Genomic DNA, 21,796 nt, shown 5'->3' with positions numbered 1-21,796 from the left:
TCGTGTACGGCGTCCGCGTCGACGCCGCCGGTCCGGGCGCCACGGCGGCCTCCATGTCCTGCGGCCGGTCGGGACGGAGGCGGGGCGTGCGGAGCGGGACGCCGCCCGGCCAGGTCTCGGCGGTGGAGGAGGCCGCGGCAGCCGTGCTGTACCTGGCGTCGGACGGCGCCGCGTCCGTGGCGGGGCCGGCCTGGTCGTCGACGGGGGGACAGACGGCCTCAGCCGTCCGCCCGCTCCGGCGCTCCCACCGGGCGCGCCTCAGCCGTCCGCCCGCTCCGGCGCCCCCACCGGGCGCGCCACAGCCGTCCGCCCGCTCCGGCGCCCCCACCGGGGCGGTCAGGTCTTCAGCGCCTCGTACGTGACGCCCGTCAGCCGCTCGGAGGCGGCCCACAGCCGCTCCCCCATCGCGTCGTCGAGGGTCCAGGGCGCCCGCCAGGACGGTGCGGGCGCCCCGCGCCACATCGCGAAGGACGGGCCGGTGAAGGAGTCGGCGGCCACGCCGGGCGCGGTCGCCGCGTACAGGACGGGCAGCGCCCCCGCCTCGGCGGGCTGGGCGATGACCCGGTTGGCCAGCAGCATCACCCGCTCGGCGAGCCGGCGTCCCTCGGCCCGCGGTCCCGCGGTCTGCAGGTTGGTCTCCGCGTACCCCGGGTGGGCGGCGACGGCGCTCAGGCCCGTCCCGGCGTCCAGCGCCGCGAGCCGGCGTGCCAGCTCGTGGGTGAAGAGCAGGTTGGCGGACTTGGAGCGGGCGTAGGCGCTCCAGCGCCCGTAGCGCCGTACGTTGTTGAGGTCGCGCGGGTCGATGTTGGCCAGCGCGTGCAGGAGGCTGGAGACGGTCACGACGCGGGCGGCCGGCGCGGCGAGCAGGGCGGGCAGCAGCAGGCCGGTGAGGGCGAAGTGGCCCAGGTGGTTGACGCCGAACTGCGTCTCGAAGCCGTCGGCCGTCGTGCCGTGGGGCAGCGCCATCACCCCGGCGTTGTTGACGAGGAGATCGACCCGCTCGTAGGGAAGTCCGTGCGCGAACTCCCGCACGGAGCCCAGGTCCCCGAGGTCCAGCCGCGCCTGCTCCACGGCGGCGTCCGGCACCTCGCCGACGAGGCGCTCCACGGCCGCGCTCCCGCGCGCTTGGCTCCGGCAGGCGAGCACCACCCGCGCCCCCTTGCGTGCCAGTTCCCGGGACACCACGTACCCGAGGCCGCCGTTGGCCCCGGTCACGACGGCGACGCGCCCGTCCAGGTCCGGGATGTCGCCCACGTTCCAGCCGGTCATCCACGGCTCCTTCCCGGATCGGCCCCTGCTCACCGTACGCGTCCGGCGGGCCGGCGCAGGGGGTTGTCGTCCGGTTCCCCCGCGTTCGCACGCGCGACCCCACCGGCGGCGGACCGCTGCCGGCCGTGTGCTCAGCGGTGCGGCGCCGGCGGCTTCAGGCTGAACGCGGCGCTGCTGAGCCACCGCCGCGCGGCCCGGGCCACCGGGCGCTCGACGAACCGCTGCATGACGTACGACAACGCGACCAGGCCGGCGACGGTGGCGCCGACCATGGCCCAGGGGTCGGCTCGGTCGCCGAAGTGGTGCAGGACGGTCACGCCGATGGCGTCGTGCAGCAGGTACAGCGGGAAGGTCAGCGTGCCCGCGACGGTCAGTCCGCGCCAGCGCAGGCGGCTGGTCCAGCCGAGGGCGATGGCGGCGACCAGCAGGAAGAAGACCGTGATCACCAGGATCAGCCAGCCGCGCCCCGGGGACCAGAGGTCCCAGTCGACGCGTCCGCCGCCCGGCGTCAGCAGGTAGTGCAGGGCCACCAGCCACGACATGGCGACGATGCCCCAGAGCAGCGGCGTCGGCCGGTAGCGGTACATGAGGTAGTAGGCCATGCCCGCGATGAAGTACGGGGCGGAGGGCGGGTTCACCAGCAGCGTGAGCAGCGGGATGCCGGCGCCGGGTGCCAGCACCGCCGCGACCGTCCACAGTCCGCAGTAGACGACCACGCGCCGGTAGGTCAGGCCCTTCCACACCACGACCGCGAAGGTGAGGTAGAAGCACAGCTCGGGCCAGAGCGTCCAGTAGACGGAGTCGAGGTTCTCCACGCCCAGCGGTTTCTGGAGCATCGTGAGGTTGGCGAACAGCACCCGCGCGGGCGGGTGCCCGAACGGGTTGTCCGCGAAGTAGACCACGCACGCGGTCACGGCGATCGCCGCCCAGTACATCGGGTAGAGGCGCGTGACGCGCGAGATGAAGAAGTCGCGCGGGGTGCGCCCCCACGCGCTCATGCAGATGACGAAGCCGCTGATCAGGAAGAACAGTTCGACGCCGAGCCGGCCGAAGGCGAAGTAGCCGTGCGCCTCGGGGAAGACGGTTCCGACGGGGCGGCCCCAGATGGTCTCCATCGTGGTGGGAACCTGACCGACGAAGTGGAAGAGGACCACGGACAGGGCCGCCAGGAAGCGCAGGCCGTCGAGCGCCGCGAGCCGGTCCCTGCGGACGGGCGGTCCGGCCTCCGGCACTCTCGCCCCGACGACGGCCCGGGTCCCCGGCACTCCCCGGGCGGCTCTCTCCCCGTCCCCGGACGGTGTGGTCGTTCCGGCCGGTTCCCTGTGATCCGTCTGGGTCATCCCCCACCGTCCCGGTCGGCCGCTGTCCACTACCAGGGCTCTCGTACTTCGCTGACAGCCTGCTGCTGCTCAGCCGGCGGGAATTCATTCCGTGCGCCACGTCACAGGGGAAGGGAAGACGAGAGGAGGCGGCACCCCCGCACGGGTGCCGCCTCCTCTCGTGGTCCGGAGCCGCCGCCGATCGGTGAGGGTGGTCGGGTGACAGACGGCGGCTCCGGGGTCTTCGCCCCGCGGGGGTCTAGCGGTGGTCGCTGCCCTTCGACTGCGACGCCGCGCGGCCGGCCTCCAGCCGGGCCACGGGGATCCGGAACGGGGAGCAGGAGACGTAGTCCAGACCCACCTCGTGGAAGAAGTGGACCGACTCGGGGTCGCCTCCGTGCTCGCCGCAGACGCCGAGCTTCAGGTCGGGGCGGGTGGCGCGGCCGGCCTTCGCGGCGGCGGCGACCAGGGAGCCGACGCCGTCCTTGTCGATCGTCTCGAACGGGGAGACGCCGAAGATGCCCTTCTCCAGGTAGGCCGTGAAGAAGCTGGCCTCGACGTCGTCGCGGCTGAAGCCCCACACGGTCTGGGTGAGGTCGTTGGTGCCGAAGGAGAAGAACTCGGCGGCCTCGGCGATCTGGCCGGCGGTCAGCGCGGCGCGCGGCAGCTCGATCATCGTGCCGATCGACAGCTTCAGCCTGGCGCCGGTGGCCGCCTCGACCTCGGCGATGACCTGGTCGGCCTCCTCGCGGACGATCTCCAGCTCCTGGACGGTGCCGACCAGCGGGATCATGATCTCGGCGCGCGGGTCGCCCTTGGCCGCCCGGCGCTCGGCCGCGGCCTCGGCGATGGCCCGCACCTGCATGGTGAACAGGCCGGGGATGACCAGGCCGAGGCGGACGCCGCGCAGGCCCAGCATCGGGTTCTGCTCGTGCAGGCGGTGCACGGCCTGGAGCAGGCGCAGCTCGTTCTCGTGCGGCTCCTGGCGGGACTCGGCGAGGGCGACGCGCACCGACAGTTCGGTGATGTCGGGCAGGAACTCGTGCAGCGGCGGGTCGAGGAGGCGGACGGTGACCGGGAGGCCGTCCATCGCCTCGAACAGCTCGACGAAGTCCTGCTTCTGGAGCGGCAGCAGCTCCTTCAGGGACTCCTCGCGCTCGGCCTCGGTGTCGGCCAGGATCAGCCGCTCCACCAGCTCGCGCCGGTCGCCGAGGAACATGTGCTCGGTGCGGCACAGGCCGATGCCCTGGGCGCCGAAACGGCGGGCGCGCAGCGCGTCCTCGGCGTTGTCGGCGTTGGCGCGCACCCGCAGGCGGCGCTTGCGGTCGGCGAAGGCCATGATCCGGTGGACCGCCTCGACCAGTTCGTCGGCGTCCTCGGCGCCGGCGTGCATGCGGCCCTCGAAGTACTCGACGACCGGGGAGGGCACGACCGGGACCTCGCCCAGGTAGACCTTGCCGGAGGAACCGTCGATGGAGACGACGTCGCCCTCCTCGACGACGTGCCCGCCGGGCACGGTCATCCGGCGGCGCTTGGTGTCGACCTCCAGCTCCTCCGCGCCGCAGACACAGGTCTTGCCCATGCCGCGCGCGACGACGGCCGCGTGGGAGGTCTTGCCGCCGCGCGAGGTGAGGATGCCCTCGGCGGCGATCATGCCGTCGAGGTCGTCGGGGTTGGTCTCGCGGCGGATCAGGATGACCTTCTCGCCGGAGCGGGACCACTTGACGGCGGTGTACGAGTCGAAGACGGCCTTGCCGACCGCCGCGCCCGGTGAGGCGGCGATGCCCCGGCCGACCTGCTCGACCTTGGCGTCCTCGTCGAAGCGGGGGAACATCAGCTGCGCGAGCTGGGCCCCGTTGACCCGCTGGAGGGCCTCCGCCTCGTCGATCAGGCCCTGGTCGACGAGCTGGGTGGCGATGCGGAAGGCCGCGCCCGCGGTGCGCTTGCCGACGCGGGTCTGGAGCATCCACAGCTGGCCGCGCTCGATGGTGAACTCGATGTCGCACAGGTCCAGGTAGTGGTTCTCCAGCGTCTCCATGATCTGCATCAGCTGGTCGTACGACTTCTTGTCGATCTGCTCCAGCTCCGCCAGCGCGACGGTGTTGCGGATGCCGGCGACGACGTCCTCGCCCTGGGCGTTCTGGAGGTAGTCGCCGTAGACGCCCTGGTGGCCGGAGGCGGGGTCGCGGGTGAAGGCGACGCCGGTGCCGGAGTCGGGGCCCAGGTTGCCGAAGACCATGGAGCAGACGTTGACGGCCGTGCCGAGGTCGTGCGGGATGCGTTCCTGGCGGCGGTAGAGCTTGGCGCGCTCGCCGTTCCAGGAGTCGAAGACGGCCTTGATGGCGAGGTCCATCTGCTCGCGCGGGTCCTGCGGGAAGTCCCGGCCTGCCTCGGTCTTGACGATCTTCTTGAACTTGGCGACCAGCTTCTTGAGGTCGGCGGCCTCCAGCTCGGTGTCGACCGTGACCTTCTTGGCCGCCTTGGCCGCCTCCAGCGCCTCCTCGAAGAGGTCGCCGTCGACACCGAGGACGGTCTTGCCGAACATCTGGATCAGCCGCCGGTAGGAGTCCCAGGCGAAGCGGTCGTCGCCGGCCTGCTGGGCCAGGCCCTGCACCGACTTGTCGGAGAGGCCGATGTTGAGGACCGTGTCCATCATCCCGGGCATGGAGAACTTGGCACCGGAGCGGACCGACACGAGGAGGGGGTTGTCGGCCTGGCCGAGCTTCTTGCCCATCTTCTCTTCGAGGGCGGCGAGGTGCGCACTCACCTCGTCACGCAGTGCCGCCGGCTCCTCGCCACTGTCGAGGTAGACCTTGCAGGCCTCGGTGGTGATGGTGAAGCCGGGCGGGACCGGGAGGCCCAGGTTGGTCATCTCGGCGAGGTTGGCACCCTTGCCGCCGAGCAGGTCCTTGAGGTCCTTGTTGCCCTCGGTGAAGTCGTAAACGAACTTCGCTGCGTTCGCTACCTGGGGATCTTTGTTTTCCGACACGGGTCTCGACTCCTCGAGGACGCGGTGGCTGCCCTGACGGCGAGAATGTACCCAGATCGAAGGCACCTGGGTACGTCCACTTGCGCGTCATGCGCCTGTAACCACTCGTCCGCCAGCGGATCGAAAGTCACGGCTTGGCAAGCGCCCGACCGGGCGTGTTTTCACTTCTTGAACGCATCGCCCCGGACCGGCCGCCGACAAGCGCTCGCATGAGCTTCATTCTCCACGTTTGAGTTCGGTCGGTGAACGCTCAAGACGTGGCACTGAGTGCCACACTTTGAGAAGTGGACTCGCCTGTGATCCGCTCATCTGAGCACTCCCCCTATCAGAGGTGGCGAGAATCACGCTGCCACAGGTCGCCGGATTTCACCATGCGGGACGGGTGAACGGGCTGCGCGTGAGCGGGCCGTGCGTGAGCGGGCCGTGCGCGGCGGACGTACGGACGGGGCGGCGGACCCGGCCCTCTCGCCGGGTCCGCCGCCCATCGGGTACGCGGGGAAGCTGGGCTGGTCAGCCGCCGGAGGTGTCCAGCTCCGCGTCCTCGCCGACGCCCGCGCAGTCGTACGGGTCCTTGAGCCAGCCGTCCGGCAGGACCACGCGGTTGTTGCCGGAGGTGCGGCCGCGGGGGCCGTCGGCGCCGGCCGGCCAGGGCTGGTCGAGGTCGAGTTCGCCGAGGCCGGCGCGCAGCTCCTCCAGGGAGGAGGTGACGGCGAGCCGCTTGCGCATCTCGGAGCCGACGGCGAAGCCCTTGAGGTACCAGGCGACGTGCTTGCGGAAGTCGATGACGCCGCGCGCCTCGTCGCCGATCCACTCGCCGAGCAGGGTGGCGTGCCGGACCATCACGTCGGCGACCTCGCGCAGCGTGGGCCGCACGTAGTCCTCCGTACGCCCCTCGAAGGCGGCCACCAGGTCGGCGAAGAGCCAGGGCCGCCCCAGGCACCCGCGGCCGACCACGACGCCGTCGCAGCCGGTCTCCCGCACCATCCGCAGCGCGTCCTCGGCGGACCAGATGTCGCCGTTGCCGAGCACCGGGATCTCCGGGACGTGCTCCTTCAGCCGGGCGATGGCGTCCCAGTCGGCGGTGCCGCCGTAGTGCTGGGAGGCGGTGCGGCCGTGCAGGGCGATGGAGGTCACGCCCTCCTCGACGGCGATCCGGCCGGCGTCGAGGTAGGTGAGGTGGTCGTCGTCGATGCCCTTGCGCATCTTCATCGTGACGGGCAGGTCGCCGGCGCCGCTCACGGCCTCGCGGAGGATGGCGCGCAGCAGGTTGCGCTTGTACGGGAGGGCCGATCCGCCGCCCTTGCGGGTCACCTTGGGCACGGGGCAGCCGAAGTTCAGGTCGATGTGGTCGGCGAGGTCCTCCTCCGCGATCATGCGGACGGCCTTGCCGACGGTCGCGGGGTCGACGCCGTACAGCTGGATCGAGCGCGGCGTCTCGCTCGCGTCGAAGTGGATCAGCTGCATGGTCTTCTCGTTGCGCTCGACCAGCGCCCTGGTCGTGATCATCTCGCTCACGAACAGGCCCTTGCCACCGGTGAACTCCCTGCACAGCGTGCGGAAGGGCGCGTTGGTGATGCCGGCCATCGGCGCCAGGACGACGGGCGGCGCGACGGTGTGCGGGCCGACCTGCAACGGCGGGGTGACAGTGCTGGGGGCGGGCGTGGTGGGCGTGGACATTCCCCCATTGTCCCGCACCCGGAACGGTGCCGGCCGCACCCCGGGCGAGGATCACGCCTGCCGCATCGCCCCGCCGGCGGCGCCGCACCGGCGGCCCTCCCGTGCCGCCGGTGCGGGACGGCGCGGCACCGACCGCGTCACCGCGCCGCCCCGACTCGCGTCCCATCCCGACTGGACGTACCACCCCGACTCGGCGTCCCACCCCGACTCGGCGTACCACCCCGACTCGGCGTCCCACCCGGACTCGGCGTCCCACCCCGACTCGGCGTCCACCGCCGAGGGCCGACCGGCAGGACCATGTCACCGCATCCCCCACCCTCGGCGTCCGCGGGCGGGGGCCACCGGCGGGATCCCGGCGCCGGACGCCCCGTCTCGCGGCGTCCGCCGCCGGGAGGTCACCGGCGGGACCGTCTCACCGCACCGCCTCCGGCAGCCGCTCCGTCACCTTCGGCCAGTGCCTCACGACCGCCTCCTCCACCCTCGGCAGCGCCCGCTGACCCGCCAGCGCCAGGGCGATCGCCGCGGCCACGCCCGCCCAGGCGAGCGGACCCAGCGGGGTGCAGCCGAAGAGCTGGCTGGCGCCCGGGGTCTGGACCAGGGCGACCAGCGCGGCGGCTGAGCCGAGCGAGGTGACCTGCACCAGGCGGCTGCCGCGCCGGTCGGCCAGGGTCTGGGCGAGCTGGGTGCCGACCACCGCGCACAGCGCCATCGTCGTGGAGCGGTGCCGCGAGCCCGGGGTGAAGCGGCCGAACAGCCAGGCCGCGGTCGCCCCGAGCGCCGTGGTCATGGCCCGGTGCCGGATCTGGCGGATCAGCGGGGCGCCCAGCACCGCCGTGCCGAGCGGCGCGCCCGCGTCGGCGTCCTCCTGCGCGGGGTCCCCCGTCTGCGTCACCGCCACCGCCATCGCGGGGAACAGGTCGGTGAAGAGGTTGACCAGCAGCATCTGGCGGGTGGACAGCGGGGCGGCGCCGCCGAGGACGGTGCCGAGGATGCCGAAGCCGACCTCGCCCGCGTTGCCGCCGATCAGGATGGCGATGGCGTCGGCGACGCTGTGCCACAGCGCCCGGCCCTCCCGGACCGCCTCCACCAGGACCAGCAGGTCGTCGCCCGTGACGACCAGGTCGGCGGCGTTGCGGGCGGCGGCCGAGCCGCGGGCGCTGATGCCGACGCCGATGTCGGCGGCCCGGATGGCGGCCGCGTCGTTGGCGCCGTCGCCGACCATGCCGACGACCCGCCCGGCGTCCCGCAGGGACTCGACGACCTGGAGCTTCTGCTCGGGCGCGACCCGGGCCACCACGTCCGCGTCGCGCAGCATGCGGGAGCGGGCCGAGCGGTCGGCGGCGGCCAGCTCGTCACCGGTGACCACGACCGCGTCCTCGGGCCAGCCCAGGTCGACGGCGATGGCGCGGGCGGTCTGCGGATGGTCGCCGGTCAGCACCACGGGCCGTACGCCCGCCTCGCGCAGCCCGCGCACCAGCGCCGGGGACGTCTCGCGCGCCACGTCGGCCAGGGCGAGCAGCCCCGCGAACTCCAGGTCCGACGGCTGCTGTTCGAGGACGTCGGCCGGCTTCTCGCCCCTGCGCAGGGGACGGGAGGCCACCGCGATGATGCGCAGTCCGTCGCGGGCCAGGGTCTGCGCCCTCTCGGAGGCCTGCGGCGGCAGGTCGGCGCAGGCGGGCAGCACGGTCTCCGGGGCGCCCTTGACCACCAGCACCGGCGCTCCGTCGCCGTCCCGTCCGACGGCGGCGGCGTATCCGCGCGAGGTCTCGAAGGGCAGGCCCTCGTCCTGCGCCCACCGGGGGTCGTCCCCGGCCGCGTCCAGGACGGCCTCGTCGGTGGCGTGGGTGGGCCGGGTGCCGTCGCCGTCCAGGCGGGGGCAGGCGCGCGCGGCGATCCGTACCGTGTCGGCGGCGTCCGGGTCGCCCGCCGTGCGGACCGTGCCGTCGGTCCCCGCGACCCGTGTCAGCCGCAGCCTGTTCTCGGTGAGCGTGCCGGTCTTGTCGAAGCAGATGGTGTCCATGCGGCCCAGCGCCTCCAGCGTGCGCGGGGTGCGCACGAGGACGCCCCGGCGGCTGAGCCGGCGGGCCGCCGCCAGCTGGGCCACCGTCGCCACCAGCGGCAGCCCCTCGGGCACGGCGGCCACCGCCACCGACACGCCACCGGCGACGGCCTGCCGGATCGGCGCTCCGCGCAGCAGCGACAGGCCGGTCACCGCGGCCCCGCCCGCCAGCGTGAGGGGCAGCGCCTTGCGGGTCAGCTCCTGGAGCCGCGCCTGCACTCCGGCCGCCGAGGGCGTACGGGCCGCCAGGGCCACCGCCCGCGCCGCCTCGGTGTGGTCGCCGATGTCGACGACGACGGCCCGGGCGCGGCCGGCGACCACGGTCGTGCCCTCGAAGACCATGCAGTACCGCTCGGCCACGGGCGCGCGGGGCACCGGGTCCACGCACTTGTCGACGGGCAGCGACTCCCCGGTCAGCGCGGACTCGTCCACCTCCAGCCCGTCCTCCCACAGCAGCCGGGCGTCGGCGGGCACGACGTCGTCCGCCTTCAACTCGATCACGTGGCCCGGGTGCAGCCGGGCCGCGTCCATGATGGTCGGCTCCCCCTCCCGGGAGGGCTCCTCGGTGACCCGCGCCTTCTGCTTCTGCTCCGCCAGCAGCCCGGACAGCGCCCGCTCGGCGCGCAGCCGCTGGAACCCGCCGACCAGCGCGTTCAGGTCGAGCGCGCCGACCACCAGCAGGGCGTCCACGACCGAGCCGAGGATCGCGGAGGCGGCGGAGCCGACGGCCAGCACGGGGGTGAGCGGATCGTCCAGCTCCCCTCGCACGGCCCGCGCCAGCTGCCACGACCAGCGTGCCGGGGCCAGCGCCCGCACCCGGCCGGCCCGTCCGGCGACCGCGCGCAGCCGGCCCGTGGCCTGCTCGACGACGGTCGGTTCGGGCTCCCTCTCGTGCTCCAGCTCCAGCCGCTCGCGTACGTCGCCGGGGTCCAGCGCGTGCCACGCCACCCGCGCCCGGGGGTGCGGCGCACGGGCCGTCGCCACGCCGAGCGCCGCGCGCGCCCCGGACAGCAGGGCCGCCGCCGCGCTCGCGTCGACCGGGGCGTGCCGCAGCCCGGGCAGCGCGGAAGCGGCGCCCCCGTTCCCGCCCTTGCCGCGTGCCTCGCCCACCGCCACCAGCAGCCCGGACAGCGCGGCACCGGACCGGGCCAGGGTCTGCGACCGGTGCCCGACCTTCCGGGCCGCCGGCACCGCGCGCAGCAGCCGCCACACGTCGGCCAGGCCGCCCGGCGCGAGGACGTCCGCGCTCCACGCCACGGGGCTGTCCGCGTCGGCCAGCGCGACCGCCACGTCCCCGCCGAGCAGCCCGGCGCACACCGCGTCGTCGTCACCGGGCCGGGGCCGTACGACGGTGATGACACCGCCCTCGGCCCGCAGTCCGTCCACGACCTCGCGCAACGGCCGCTCGGCGGACACCACTTGGTCCGCGAGGCCGGTGAAGTCGGCCAGTGCCGGGTCCTCCACCATCACCACGCGCAGGCCCGCGCGCCGCGCCGCGTCCAGTACCTCCTCCGTCCACGGGTCCGCGCCCGTGCCCGGCACCCGCAGCGCACTGGGATGCAGGACGACGGTGCCGGCCATCTCCAGCTGCCGCAGCCGTTCGGGGTCGCGTACGAGCACGCCCTTGCGGGAGAGGGCGGCGCTCAGCACGGCGTGGAAGGCGGCGGGACCGTAGCGCGCGGCCTTGGGCGAGCCGGCCAGCACCGCCTCGGCGGCCTCGGCGACGTCGTGCTTGACGAGCAGCGTGGCCACCGCGCCCGCCACGCTGCCGGTCGAGGCGTGGGTGGCGTACTCCTGGGCGGGCGAGGTCCGCAACGGCGGGCGCAGGGCGGGGTCCGCGGACAGGCTGCCCCGGGCCGGGACGCACAGCCGGTCGTGCACGACCTCGAAGGCCGCCGTACGGGCCACCGCCTCGGTGAGCTGGCAGGCGCGCAGCACGCCGTCGAGCACCAGGGAGGTGGGGCTCTGGCCCGCGCCGTGGACGGCCGCGTTGGCGACGGCCATCGCCACGTCCATGCGGCGGTCGCCGAGCCGTTCGCGCAGCCGGCGGCGGAAGGCGGGGTTCTCGCGCAGCAGCGTCGCCGCGGCCGTCACCAGACGGGGCGAGGGCGGCAGCCGCAGGCGTGCGGCGGTCACGGCGGCGGCGATGCCGAGCGCGTCGGCCCCGAGGGCGGTCGCCGCGACGCGGACCGAGGCCGGGTCGCCGGGGTGGAGCGGCTCCTCCACCGGGTCGCCCTCGCCGCCCCGGGTTCCCGCCCGGGCCAGTCCGTGTTCTTCGGCGAGCTCGACTGCCCGGTCCACCACCCGGTCGGTGAGTGCGTCCTCGGTCGCGGTCACGACCAGCCGGGCGAGGCCGGTGTCCCAGTAGGCGAGCACCACGTCCGGGTGCTCGGCCAGGGCCGCCGCCACCCGCCGTGCCACGCGTTCCGTGCCGCCCGCCCGGCGCACCGCGTCCGTCGCGGCCGGCCGGAGCGCGAGGTGCGCCCGGGGTCCCGCCCGCCAGTCCCGGGTGCCGCCCGGCAGCGCGGCGCGGACGACCCGTGCCGCCCGCCCCGCGAAGTCGGCGCCGCGTACACCCGCTCGTGCGGTGCCCGCCAGCGCGCCGGCCGCGGCTCCCAGGGCGGGCGCGGTGCCGCGTGCGAGCAGCCGCGGCCCGGCCAGCACGGGCCCGGTGACGGCACCCTGGGCGAGGGTCAGAAGTCCACCGGCCATCGTTGCCTCTCAGTCCGCCTTTCGCGTACGCGACGCGGAGGCCGTACGGCTGCGGCTCCCGGCCGGGCTCGCGGGCCGGGTCGAGGACGCCCTGGTCCCGGACTGGCTCCTGGCCCGGACGGGGGACGCGGTCTTCTTCGCGGTGGTCCTCCCAGCGGAGGACGTCTTCTTCGCGGTGGCCTGCTGGGCGGCGGCCTTCTTCGCGGCCGTCTGCCTGGCGGAAGCCTGCTTGGCGGTCGTCTGCTTCGCGGTGGCCTTCTTCCCGGTGGCCTTCTTCGTGGTGGTGGCCCGTCCCGCGGCCGCCTGCTTCGCCGTGGCCTTCTTCGCCGCGGCCTGCTGGGCGGTGGCCTGTGTGGCGGCGGTCCGCTTCACGGCGGCCTGCTTCGCGACGGCCTGTTTGGCCGCGGACTTCTTCGCGGCGGTCTGCTTGGCGGTGGTCGTCTTCGCGGTGGTCGTCTTCGCGGCGGTCGTCTTCGCGGTGCCGCCGCCCGGGGTGGTCTCCCCTGCCGCGGTGCTGCTCTTCCCGGCCGCGACGCCCTGCTGCGCCCGCGTCCGCACGGGGCTCCTGGCGGCGGCGCCCTGCGTCCCCGCGCTCTTGGTCACGGTGCCCTTCACGGTGCTCCGCGCCCCGGCCTTCTCGCCCTCCGCGGCGGTGCCGTCCCGGTCCTGCTCGCCACGGGGCCGCGTCAGCCACGCCACCGCCGCTCCGGTGACCGCCACCGGCCACTCCACCAGTCCGGCGATGCCCAGCACCCCGGCCCCCGTGTAGACGATCACCCGCCGTCCCCGCGGTGACACGGCACCGATCCTGTCCAACGTGCCCTCGGCGGCCCTGCCGACCGTTTCGGCGCCGGGCACCTTCCGCAGCACCGAGGCCGCCGCGTGCAACGGCCGCGGGAGCTTCTGCGCCGACTTCTGCTCAGCCATGACTGTTCGTCCTCGCCCTGTGCGAACTGTGGAAACCCTGGGAACATCACCTTCCGCACTTCTCCGGGTTCCCGCACTTCGAGCGCTCATCCCGACGACGCCGCGACCACTCGGCCATCGGCCGCCGGTTCTCCTCCGAGTGGGCGACCGGCCGAGGGGGCGGGACGCGCGCCCCCCGCGCCGGCGGCTCGGCGACGGCCGTGAAACGGCGATCGCCCACCCTACGGCCGACCGGAGTCGGACGGAGGGTGGGCGATCGCCCGGGGCCCGAGGACCGAACCCCCGGTACGGCGACGGCAGCGCGCGTCAGCAGCCGATCAGACGCGAGGCGAGGTACCCCTCGATCTGGTCCAGCGACACGCGCTCCTGCTTCATCGTGTCCCGCTCGCGCACCGTCACGGCGTTGTCGTCCAGCGTGTCGAAGTCGACGGTCACGCAGAACGGCGTACCGATCTCGTCCTGGCGACGGTAGCGGCGCCCGATGGCACCGGCGTCGTCGAACTCGATGTTCCAGTTCTGCCGCAGCGCCTGCGCGAGGCCCTTGGCCTTGGGCGACAGCTCCGGGTTGCGGGACAGCGGCAGCACGGCGACCTTCACCGGGGCCAGCCGCGGGTCGAGGCGCAGCACCGTGCGCTTCTCCAGCTTGCCCTTGGCGTTCGGGGCCTCGTCCTCGATGTACGCGTCGAGCAGGAAGGCGAGCATCGCCCGGCCGACACCGGCCGCCGGCTCGATGACGTACGGAGTCCAGCGCTCGCCGGCCTCCTGGTCGAAGTAGGAGAGGTCCTGGCCGGAGGCCTTGGAGTGGGCACCGAGGTCGTAGTCCGTCCGGTTGGCGACACCCTCCAGCTCGCCCCACTCGCTGCCGCCGAACTGGAAGCGGTACTCGATGTCGGCGGTGCGCTTGGAGTAGTGGGAGAGCTTCTCCTTCGGGTGCTCGTACCAGCGCATGTTCTCTTCACGCATGCCGAGGCCGGTGTACCAGTTCCAGCGCTGCTCCATCCAGTACTCCTGCCACTTCTCGTCCTCGCCCGGCTTGACGAAGAACTCCATCTCCATCTGCTCGAACTCGCGGGTGCGGAAGATGAAGTTGCCGGGCGTGATCTCGTTGCGGAAGGACTTGCCCATCTGGGCGATGCCGAACGGCGGCTTGCGGCGCGAAGTGGTCTGCACCTGGGCGAAGTTGGTGAAGATGCCCTGCGCGGTCTCGGGCCGCAGGTAGGCGACGGAGCCGCTGTCCTGGGTGGGGCCGAGGTGGGTGGAGAGCAGGCCCGAGAACTGCTTGGGCTCGGTGAAGGTGCCCTTGTTGCCGCAGTTGGGGCAGTTGAGGTCCGCGAGCCCGTTCTCCGGGGCGTGGCCCTTCTTCTCCTCGTACGCCTCCTCCAGGTGGTCCGCGCGGAACCGCTTGTGGCAGGAGGTGCACTCGGTCAGCGGGTCCGTGAAGGTGGCGACGTGGCCGGAGGCCACCCACACCTCGGGGGCCAGGATCACGGACGAGTCGAGACCGACGACGTCCTCGCGCGAGGTGACCATGTAGCGCCACCACTGGCGCTTGAGGTTCTCCTTGAGCTCGACACCCAGCGGACCGTAGTCCCAGGCGGCGCGCTGTCCGCCGTAGATCTCACTGCAGGGGAATACGAAGCCACGGCGCTTGCTCAGGCTGACGATGGTGTCGATCTTGTCGGCGGCCACGGTGCTCTCTTCATTACGACGACGGGCGACGAAGCGAGATGCTTCCAGAGAATGACTCAGGGTACCGGCGTGGCCCGCCCCCCGGCCAAATCGGGGGCACCCCTCTACCCGGTCCGGGGCTTGTTGACAACCGTTTCCACATTTGTTGAAAATGGGTGTCATGAACGTACGACGACGCACCATATCCGGCATAGCGGTCACCGCGGCCGCCGCACTCGGTCTCGGGACCCTCTCCGCCTGCTCGAGCGACAGCGCGGCAGCGGGCAACACGGACAAGTTCGACGTCGTCGCGTCGTTCTACCCCATGGCGTTCCTCGCCGAGCAGATCGGCGGCGACCACGTCAGCGTCACCAGCCTGACCCAGCCCGGCCAGGAACCGCACGACCTGGAGATCAGCGCCAAGCAGCGCGCGCAGCTGGAGGAGACCGACGCCGCGCTCTTCCTCAAGGGCCTCCAGCCCTCCGTCGACGAGGCCATCGCCCAGTCGGGCGCCAAGACGAAGATCGACGCGACCACGCTGACCACCCTGGAGGAGCACGGCGCCGAGGCCGGCGGTCACGCGGACGAGCACGGCCACGAGGACGAGCACGGTCACGCCGAGGGCGAGGGCGGACACGCCGAGGACGAGCACGGCCACGACCACGCCACGGAGGGCGGCAAGGACCCCCACATCTGGCTCGATCCGGTCAAGTACGCCGAGGTCGCCAAGGGCGTCGGCAAGGCCTTCGAGAAGGCCGACCCCGACCACGCCGCCGACTACCAGAAGAACACCGAGGCCCTGGTCAAGAAGCTCGGCGACCTGGACACCGCGTTCCAGACCGGCCTGAAGAACACCAAGACCAAGGTCTTCATCACCACCCACTCCGCCTTCGGGTACCTCGCCGAGCGCTACGGCCTGACCGAGGAGTCCATCAGCGGCCTCAGCCCCGAGTCCGAGCCCAGCGCCGCGCGGGTCAGGGAGCTTGAGAAGATGGCCAAGGCGGACGGCGTCTCCACGGTCTTCTACGAGACGCTCGTCAGCGACAAGACCGCGAAGACCGTCGCCAAGGACGCGGGTCTCAAGACGGACGTCCTCGACCCGATCGAGGGCATCACCGACAAGTCCCGCGGAGACGACTACTTCCAGGTCATGAAGGCCAACCTCGAGGCCCTGCAGAAGGCCTTGGGTACCACCAAGTGAGCGACCACCGGAGGGCGACGGCATGAGCGAGCCCGGCCATGAGCCTGTCATAGCGGAGCCTGTCATAGCACTGCGCGGCGTCCGCGCCGACCTCGGCTCGCGCCCCGTCCTGCGCGGCATCGACCTCACCGTGCGCCGCGGCGAGGTCGTCGCGCTGCTCGGCGCCAACGGCTCGGGCAAGTCCACGGCCGTGCGCAGCGTCATCGGCCAGGTGCCGGTCACGGCCGGGGAGGTCGAGCTGTTCGGCACCCCGCGACGCCGGTTCCGCGACTGGGCGCGCGTGGGCTATGTCCCGCAGCGCACCACGGCCGCGGGCGGCGTGCCCGCGACGGTGACCGAGGTGGTCTCCTCCGGCCGCCTCTCCCGGGCCCGCTTCGGCATCCTGCGCAAGGCCGACCACGAGGCCGTACGCCGGGCCCTCGACCTGGTCGGCATGGCGGACCGGGCCAAGGACTCCGTGAACGCCCTCTCCGGCGGCCAGCACCAGCGCGTACTGATCGCCCGCGCGCTCGCCGCCGAACCCGAACTGCTGATCATGGACGAGCCGATGGCGGGCGTCGACCTGGCCAGCCAGGAGGTGCTGGCCGAGACGCTCAGGAAGCAGGTCGCGGCCGGCACCACCGTCCTCCTCGTCCTGCACGAGCTGGGCCCCCTGGAGCCTCTGATCGACCGGGCCGTGGTGCTCCGCGACGGCTGTGTCCTGCACGACGGCCCGCCCCCGAAGGCCGTCGGCCAGCACGCGCTGCCCGGCCACGACCACGTGCACCCGCACGCCCCGGCGGGCGCCGAACCGATCCGCACCGGCCTGCTGAGCTGAGAAGGCGACGACTATGGAAATCCTGAACTACGCCTTCATGCAGCGGGCCCTGCTGGCCGCCGTCCTGGTCGGCATCACCGCCCCCGCCGTCGGCATCTACCTGGTCCAGCGCCGCCAGGCCCTCATGGGCGACGGCATCGGCCACGTCGCGATGACCGGCGTCGGCCTCGGTTTCCTGCTCTCCTGGTCCCCGGTGTGGATGGCGACACTCGTCTCCGTCCTCGGCGCGGTCCTCATGGAGCTGATCCGCTGGTACGGCAGGACCCGCGGCGACATCGCCCTCGCGATGCTCTTCTACGGCGGCATGGCCGGCGGCGTGATGTTCATCAACCTCGCCCCCACCGGCTCCAACGCCAACCTCACCTCGTACCTCTTCGGTTCGCTGTCGACGGTGAGCGAGTCCGACGTCACGGCGATCTGTCTGCTCGCCGCCTTCGTGGTGCTCGTCACCCTCGGCCTGCGCCGCCAGTTGTTCGCGGTCAGCCAGGACGAGGAGTTCGCCCGGGTGACCGGCCTGCCGGTGCGCGCGCTGAACCTGCTGACGGCCGTCACGGCGGCGGTCACGGTGACGGTCGCGATGCGCGTCGTCGGTCTGCTGCTGGTGTCGGCCCTGATGGTCGTCCCGGTCGCCGCCGCGCAGCAGCTCAGCCGCAGCTTCGCCGCCACCTTCGCGATCGCCGTCGCGATCGGCGTCAGTGTGACGATCGGCGGCACGGTCACGTCGTACTACCAGGACGTGCCGCCCGGCGCGACCATCGTGCTGCTCACCATCGGCGCGTTCGTTCTGCTGACCGTGCTGGCGGCGCCGCTGGCCCGGCGACGCGCGCGGGCGGCCGTCGCGGCGCGGCCCGCCGCGGATCCGGCGGAGTGCAAGGTTCCGGCCACCCGGGGGGCCGCCGACGAGATCGGCGTCTGACCGCCGGCGGGCCGGGCTGGCACAATGGCCCGGCAAGCCGCAGACGTGAGGAGGAATCCGGTGACGACCGCTGGACCGCCCGTGAAGGGCCGCGCCACCCGGCAGCGGGCCGCCGTGTCGGCGGCGCTGGAAGAGGTCGAGGAGTTCCGCAGCGCTCAGGAACTCCACGACATGCTGAAGCACAAGGGCGACTCGGTCGGGCTCACCACGGTCTACCGGACCCTGCAGTCCCTCGCCGACGCCGGTGAGGTCGACGTCCTGCGCACGGCCGACGGCGAGTCGGTCTACCGCCGCTGCTCCAGCGGCGACCACCACCATCACCTCGTCTGCCGCACCTGTGGCAAGGCGGTCGAGGTCGAGGGCCCCGCGGTGGAGAAGTGGGCCGAGGCCATCGCCGCCGAACACGGGTATGTCAACGTGGCGCACACGGTGGAGATCTTCGGCACCTGCGCGGACTGCGCGCGTGCCTCCGGCGGTTGAGCCGCCCGGGGCCCGGGGCTTGACCCCGGGTCCCTTTTCGGCTTGACGGTGTCGTCCTCAAGCGCCGGAGGGGCTGGTTTTCCCCTCCATGGCGAGGAGTTCCTCGTTGGGGATGGCTCCGCCGAAGCGACGGTCCCGCGACGCGAACTCCAGGCAGGCCCGCCACAGGTCACGCCGGTCGAAGTCGGGCCACAGCACGTCCTGGAACACCAGCTCCGCGTACGCGCTCTGCCACAGCAGGTAGTTCGACGTCCGCTGTTCGCCGCTCGGCCGCAGGAAGAGGTCCACGTCCGGCATGTCCGGGTAGTACAGGTACTTCGCGAGCGTCTTCTCGTTGACCTTCGCCGGGTCGAGCCGCCCGGCCCGCACGTCCTCGGCGAGGGCCTGCGCGGCGTCGGCGATCTCGGCGCGTCCGCCGTAGTTCATGCAGAAGTACAGGGTCAGCCGGTCGTTGTCCTTGGTCTGCTCCTGGGCGACCTGGAGCTCCTTGGCCACCGACTTCCACAGCTTGGGCATCCGCCCCGCCCAGCGCACCCGCACCCCGAGTTCGTCGAGGGTGTCGCGGGACTTGCGGATGAAGTCCCGGTTGAAGTTCATCAGGAAGCGCACCTCGTCCGGCGAGCGCTTCCAGTTCTCGGTGGAGAAGGCGTACAGGGAGATGTTCCCGACGCCGATCTCGATCGCTCCCTGGAGGACGTCCATGACCTGCTCGGCACCGACCTTGTGTCCCTCGGTGCGGGGCAGCCCGCGCTGCTTGGCCCAGCGCCCGTTTCCGTCCATGACGATCGCCACGTGCTCGGGCACCAGCTCGCCGAGCTTCGGGGGCCGCGCGCCGGACGGGTGCGGCTCCGGCGTCCTGTAGTCCCGGCGCTGACGCCCCAGGAACCCGCGTACGGCCATGTGTCTCTCGTCTCCTTCAGGATTTCTCGACGTATCGCAGGGAGCGCAGGCCGCGCTCCAGGTGCCAGTGCAGGTACGCGGACACCAGCCCGCTCCCTTCCCGGACGTACCGTGACTCGCACGCGTCCGCGGTCCCCCAGTCTCCCGTGAGCAGCGCCCCGAGCAGTTCCAGGGCCTGCGGCGAGGGTACGACGCTGCCGGGTACCCGGCAGTCGGCGCAGACGGAACCGCCCGAGCCGACCGAGAAGAACCGGTTCGGGCCCGGCATGCCGCACCTCGCGCAGTCCCCGAAGGTCGGGGCGTACCCGTTGACGGCGAGCGAGCGCAGCAGGAACGCGTCCAGCACGAGGTGCGGCGCGTGCTCGCCCCGGGCGAGGGTGCGCAGCGCGCCGACCAGCAGCAGGTACTGCTGCACCGCCGGCTCGCCCTCGTGGTCGGTGAACCGCTCGGCCGTCTCCAGCATGGCGGTCCCCGCGGTGTACCGCGCGTAGTCGGTGACGATGCCACCGCCGTACGGCGCGATGGTCTCGCTCTGCGTGCACAGCGGGAGCCCGCGCCCGACCAGCTCGCTGCCCTTCGAGAAGAACTGCACGTCGACGTGGGAGAAGGGCTCCAGCCGCGCCCCGAACTTCGACTTCGTCCGGCGCACCCCGCGGGCCACGGCGCGTACGCGTCCGTGACCGCGTGTGAGCAACGTGATGATCCGGTCCGCCTCACCCAGTTTCTGGGTGCGCAGCACGATGCCGTCGTCGCGGAACAGACTCATGCCGACCATTCTCGCGCATGCTTCAAGGCACCTCGCCACGGCTTCGGGCGTTGGTGTACGCCGTCGCCGCGCTGAGCCGCTCGGCCGGGGTGGCGTGGCGTACGTCACCCGGCGCCGCGTCCCACTCCCGGCCGCCGCCGTACGGCCGCATCTGCACGTACGGCCCCTCGTGCCCCATGACGACGCCGACCCGCCCGGTACGGGTGTCGACGGCGTAGGAACCGACCGGGACGATCATCGCAGGACCGCCGCGAGGCGCTGCGCGGTCTCGACGGAACACCGCCCCAATTCGATGAGCGGACAGGGGGCCTCCCGCGCAAGACTCACCGGGTCGAGCCCGAGTGACGGCAGAACAATTCCTGCCCTCGCGAGCGCTGCGCGCAATTCTTTCACCACTACCTCCGCTTCTTCGACGCAGAGCGCCGAGTGCCGTGCCTCCACCGTGGTCCCCTTCCCTTTGCGGTTTCACTCTTCGTGTCCCAAGAATGCCTCTCTGTATCTACACTCGACAGGAGTCTGTGCACTACAAGTACGGTTCAGCGCAGGGGGATTGGCTATGGCCAACGGTTCACGACAGGCGGCATGGGAATTCTTCGGGATTGAACTAAAACGCCGACGAGAGGACGCCGGAATCACCCAAGTCGAGCTGGGGGCACGGGTATTCGTATCCGGCGGATACATCGGCCAGTTCGAACAGGCTATTCGGAAGCCTCAGTTGGATGTGGCCCAGCGCATTGACGAGGCGCTGCAAACCGACGGTATTTTCGAGCGGTTGTGCCGGAAGCTGATCGACGATCCGCGGTATGCGGATTACTTCGCGGGGGTCGTCGAGCTGGAGCGGCTGGCGACGAGGATCTGCGAGTTCGCGCCGACGGTTGTTCCGGGCCTGCTCCAGACGGAGCAGTACGCACGGGCGGTGACGATCGCTGCCAACCCGTTCAAGTCCGACGCCTACGTCGACGAGATCGTCACCGCCCGTCTGGAGCGGTCACTGATCCTCGACGACGCCGCACGGCCCGAGTACTGGGTGACGTTGCACGAGAACGTGCTGCGGATTCCGGTGGGCGGTCCGCAGGCGATGGCGGCGCAACTGGAGCAAGTGGCACGGCTGATGCGGGAGCGGACGGCGGTGGTGACGGTGCTGCCGTACGCGGCGGGGGCGCATGCGGCCATGGGTGGGATGCTGAAGCTGATGCACTTCGAGGACGCACCTCAGGTCGCCTATACAGAGACGGAGTATTCAGGGACCCTTATCGACAATCCAGCCGTGGTGGTGCACACCCAGCGCACATACGATCTGCTCAGGGTCGCCGCGCTGTCGCCGGAGGCGTCCCTGGCCCTGATCGAATCGGCGGCGGAGGACTTCAGACGATGCGCGAGTTCGACCTGAGCAACGCCCGCTGGACGAAGAGCAGCTACAGCAACGGCCAAGGCGGCGACTGCGTCGAAGTCGCGTACGACTTCCCCGGCGCCGCCCGCTGGCGCAAGAGCAGCTACAGCAACGGCGAGGGTGGCAACTGCGTCGAGGTCGCCGACGGAGTCCCCGGCGTCGTGCCCGTCCGGGACAGCAAGGTGGCCGGTGGGCCGGTGGTCGTCGTCGGGTCGGCGGCCTGGACGGAGTTCGTACGCACCGTGGGGGCCACTCGCTTCCTTGCCAGTGTCGTGCCTCCGCGACCCGAGTAAAGGGCGCTGCGCGTCGCCTTCGGCGATGGGCCTGCGGCCCACCCTTGACTCGGCTCGCTCCAGCACGAGGGAGAAGCGAGCGAGCGGCCCGGAAAGACGGGTGGCCGAGGCACGTCGGCCCCTTCCGTCGGCCACCCCGTCCCCGGCGTGAGGGGTGCGCACCAGCGCCTCGCATGCACGCCGGGCCGCCTCAGCGTCCCACGGCCGGTGGGCGGCTGCGTCCGCGTCCCGGCGCGCGGAGCCCTCGCCCTCCCGGGGCCCCTCCCAAAAACCGATGACAAAATCGCGATTCTGTCATCGGTTTTCAACACGGGTCCCCCACCCCCTGCCATCCACCACCCACCGGGCGGCAGTCGCCAAGCCCGCCCGGCGTGCTGGCGAGGCGCGGACGCGCCCCTCACGCCGGGTGACGA

17 protein-coding genes are annotated in these 21,796 nt (G+C 72.5%); 6 read left to right on the top strand and 11 right to left on the bottom strand.

The features are described 5' to 3' along the window. Nucleotides 1–336: 336 nt before the first annotated feature. From KUM32_RS31040 to KUM32_RS31010, 7 genes are all read right to left on the bottom strand, one after another. Nucleotides 337–1,269, bottom strand: a complete 933-nt coding sequence (locus KUM32_RS31040; RefSeq protein WP_217145293.1) for an oxidoreductase — start codon at nt 1,267–1,269, stop codon at nt 337–339. Nucleotides 1,270–1,400: 131 nt separating this feature from the next. Beyond that, the gene (locus tag KUM32_RS31035; RefSeq protein WP_217145292.1) at nt 1,401–2,609 is read right to left on the bottom strand and encodes an acyltransferase; all 1,209 of its coding nucleotides are present in this window, start codon (nt 2,607–2,609) and stop codon (nt 1,401–1,403) included. Nucleotides 2,610–2,847: 238 nt separating this feature from the next. After that, nucleotides 2,848–5,577: a pyruvate, phosphate dikinase gene (ppdK, locus tag KUM32_RS31030; protein WP_217145291.1), complete on the bottom strand. Its 2,730-nt coding sequence runs from the start codon at nt 5,575–5,577 to the stop codon at nt 2,848–2,850. A gap of 510 nt (nt 5,578–6,087) precedes the next feature. Continuing rightward, nucleotides 6,088–7,254 (bottom strand): tRNA dihydrouridine synthase DusB, encoded by a 1,167-nt coding sequence (gene dusB / locus KUM32_RS31025; RefSeq protein WP_217145290.1) that lies wholly within the window; start codon nt 7,252–7,254, stop codon nt 6,088–6,090. A gap of 412 nt (nt 7,255–7,666) precedes the next feature. Beyond that, nucleotides 7,667–12,025: a cation-translocating P-type ATPase gene (locus KUM32_RS31020; protein ID WP_217145289.1), complete on the bottom strand. Its 4,359-nt coding sequence runs from the start codon at nt 12,023–12,025 to the stop codon at nt 7,667–7,669. 9 nt (nt 12,026–12,034) lie between these two features. After that, a complete protein-coding gene (locus KUM32_RS45065) occupies nt 12,035–12,952 on the bottom strand; it encodes a hypothetical protein (protein WP_308408759.1) in 918 nt (305 codons plus the stop codon). 306 nt (nt 12,953–13,258) lie between these two features. Then, a complete protein-coding gene (locus KUM32_RS31010) occupies nt 13,259–14,641 on the bottom strand; it encodes a glycine--tRNA ligase (protein WP_217145288.1) in 1,383 nt (460 codons plus the stop codon). Between the two features lie 160 nt (nt 14,642–14,801). Here KUM32_RS31010 and KUM32_RS31005 point away from each other — a divergent pair, with 160 nt between their 5' ends. The 4 genes from KUM32_RS31005 to KUM32_RS30990 are packed head-to-tail and all read left to right on the top strand — an operon-like array spanning nt 14,802 to nt 18,034. Next, nucleotides 14,802–15,821: a metal ABC transporter substrate-binding protein gene (locus KUM32_RS31005; RefSeq protein ID WP_217145287.1), complete on the top strand. Its 1,020-nt coding sequence runs from the start codon at nt 14,802–14,804 to the stop codon at nt 15,819–15,821. A 22-nt stretch (nt 15,822–15,843) separates the two neighbouring features. Continuing rightward, nucleotides 15,844–16,638: a metal ABC transporter ATP-binding protein gene (locus tag KUM32_RS31000; protein WP_217145286.1), complete on the top strand. Its 795-nt coding sequence runs from the start codon at nt 15,844–15,846 to the stop codon at nt 16,636–16,638. A gap of 13 nt (nt 16,639–16,651) precedes the next feature. Further along, nucleotides 16,652–17,554 carry a metal ABC transporter permease gene (locus KUM32_RS30995; RefSeq protein ID WP_217145285.1) on the top strand — a complete coding sequence of 301 codons (903 nt, stop codon included), beginning with the start codon at nt 16,652–16,654 and terminating at the stop codon, nt 17,552–17,554. Between the two features lie 60 nt (nt 17,555–17,614). Then, a complete protein-coding gene (locus tag KUM32_RS30990; RefSeq protein ID WP_217145284.1) occupies nt 17,615–18,034 on the top strand; it encodes a Fur family transcriptional regulator in 420 nt (139 codons plus the stop codon). Nucleotides 18,035–18,091: 57 nt separating this feature from the next. Here KUM32_RS30990 and KUM32_RS30985 read toward each other — a convergent pair whose 3' ends face one another. From KUM32_RS30985 to KUM32_RS45060, 4 genes are read right to left on the bottom strand one after another with little or no spacing between them, the layout of a single operon-like run. Next, on the bottom strand, nt 18,092–18,934 hold the full coding sequence (locus KUM32_RS30985) for an isoprenyl transferase (RefSeq protein ID WP_217145283.1): 843 nt from the start codon (nt 18,932–18,934) through the stop codon (nt 18,092–18,094). A 16-nt stretch (nt 18,935–18,950) separates the two neighbouring features. Next, the gene (gene recO / locus KUM32_RS30980; RefSeq protein ID WP_217145282.1) at nt 18,951–19,700 is read right to left on the bottom strand and encodes a DNA repair protein RecO; all 750 of its coding nucleotides are present in this window, start codon (nt 19,698–19,700) and stop codon (nt 18,951–18,953) included. A gap of 22 nt (nt 19,701–19,722) precedes the next feature. Next, on the bottom strand, nt 19,723–19,938 hold the full coding sequence (locus KUM32_RS30975) for a hypothetical protein (protein WP_217145281.1): 216 nt from the start codon (nt 19,936–19,938) through the stop codon (nt 19,723–19,725). Then, nucleotides 19,935–20,141 carry a hypothetical protein gene (locus KUM32_RS45060; RefSeq protein ID WP_308408758.1) on the bottom strand — a complete coding sequence of 69 codons (207 nt, stop codon included), beginning with the start codon at nt 20,139–20,141 and terminating at the stop codon, nt 19,935–19,937. Before KUM32_RS45060 ends, KUM32_RS30975 begins: the two co-directional genes overlap by 4 nt. A 115-nt stretch (nt 20,142–20,256) precedes the next feature. On the opposite strand from KUM32_RS45060, the gene KUM32_RS30970 reads away from it, so the two are divergent. Then, the gene (locus KUM32_RS30970) at nt 20,257–21,090 is read left to right on the top strand and encodes a helix-turn-helix transcriptional regulator (protein WP_217145280.1); all 834 of its coding nucleotides are present in this window, start codon (nt 20,257–20,259) and stop codon (nt 21,088–21,090) included. Beyond that, nucleotides 21,072–21,383, top strand: a complete 312-nt coding sequence (locus KUM32_RS30965; protein ID WP_217145279.1) for a DUF397 domain-containing protein — start codon at nt 21,072–21,074, stop codon at nt 21,381–21,383. The genes KUM32_RS30970 and KUM32_RS30965 overlap by 19 nt, the downstream gene beginning before the upstream one ends. Nucleotides 21,384–21,796: the final 413 nt, after the last annotated feature.

The sequence above is a fragment of the Streptomyces sp. AC627_RSS907 genome (assembly GCF_019049165.1).
This window is presented reverse-complemented; position numbering and strand designations above follow the sequence as displayed.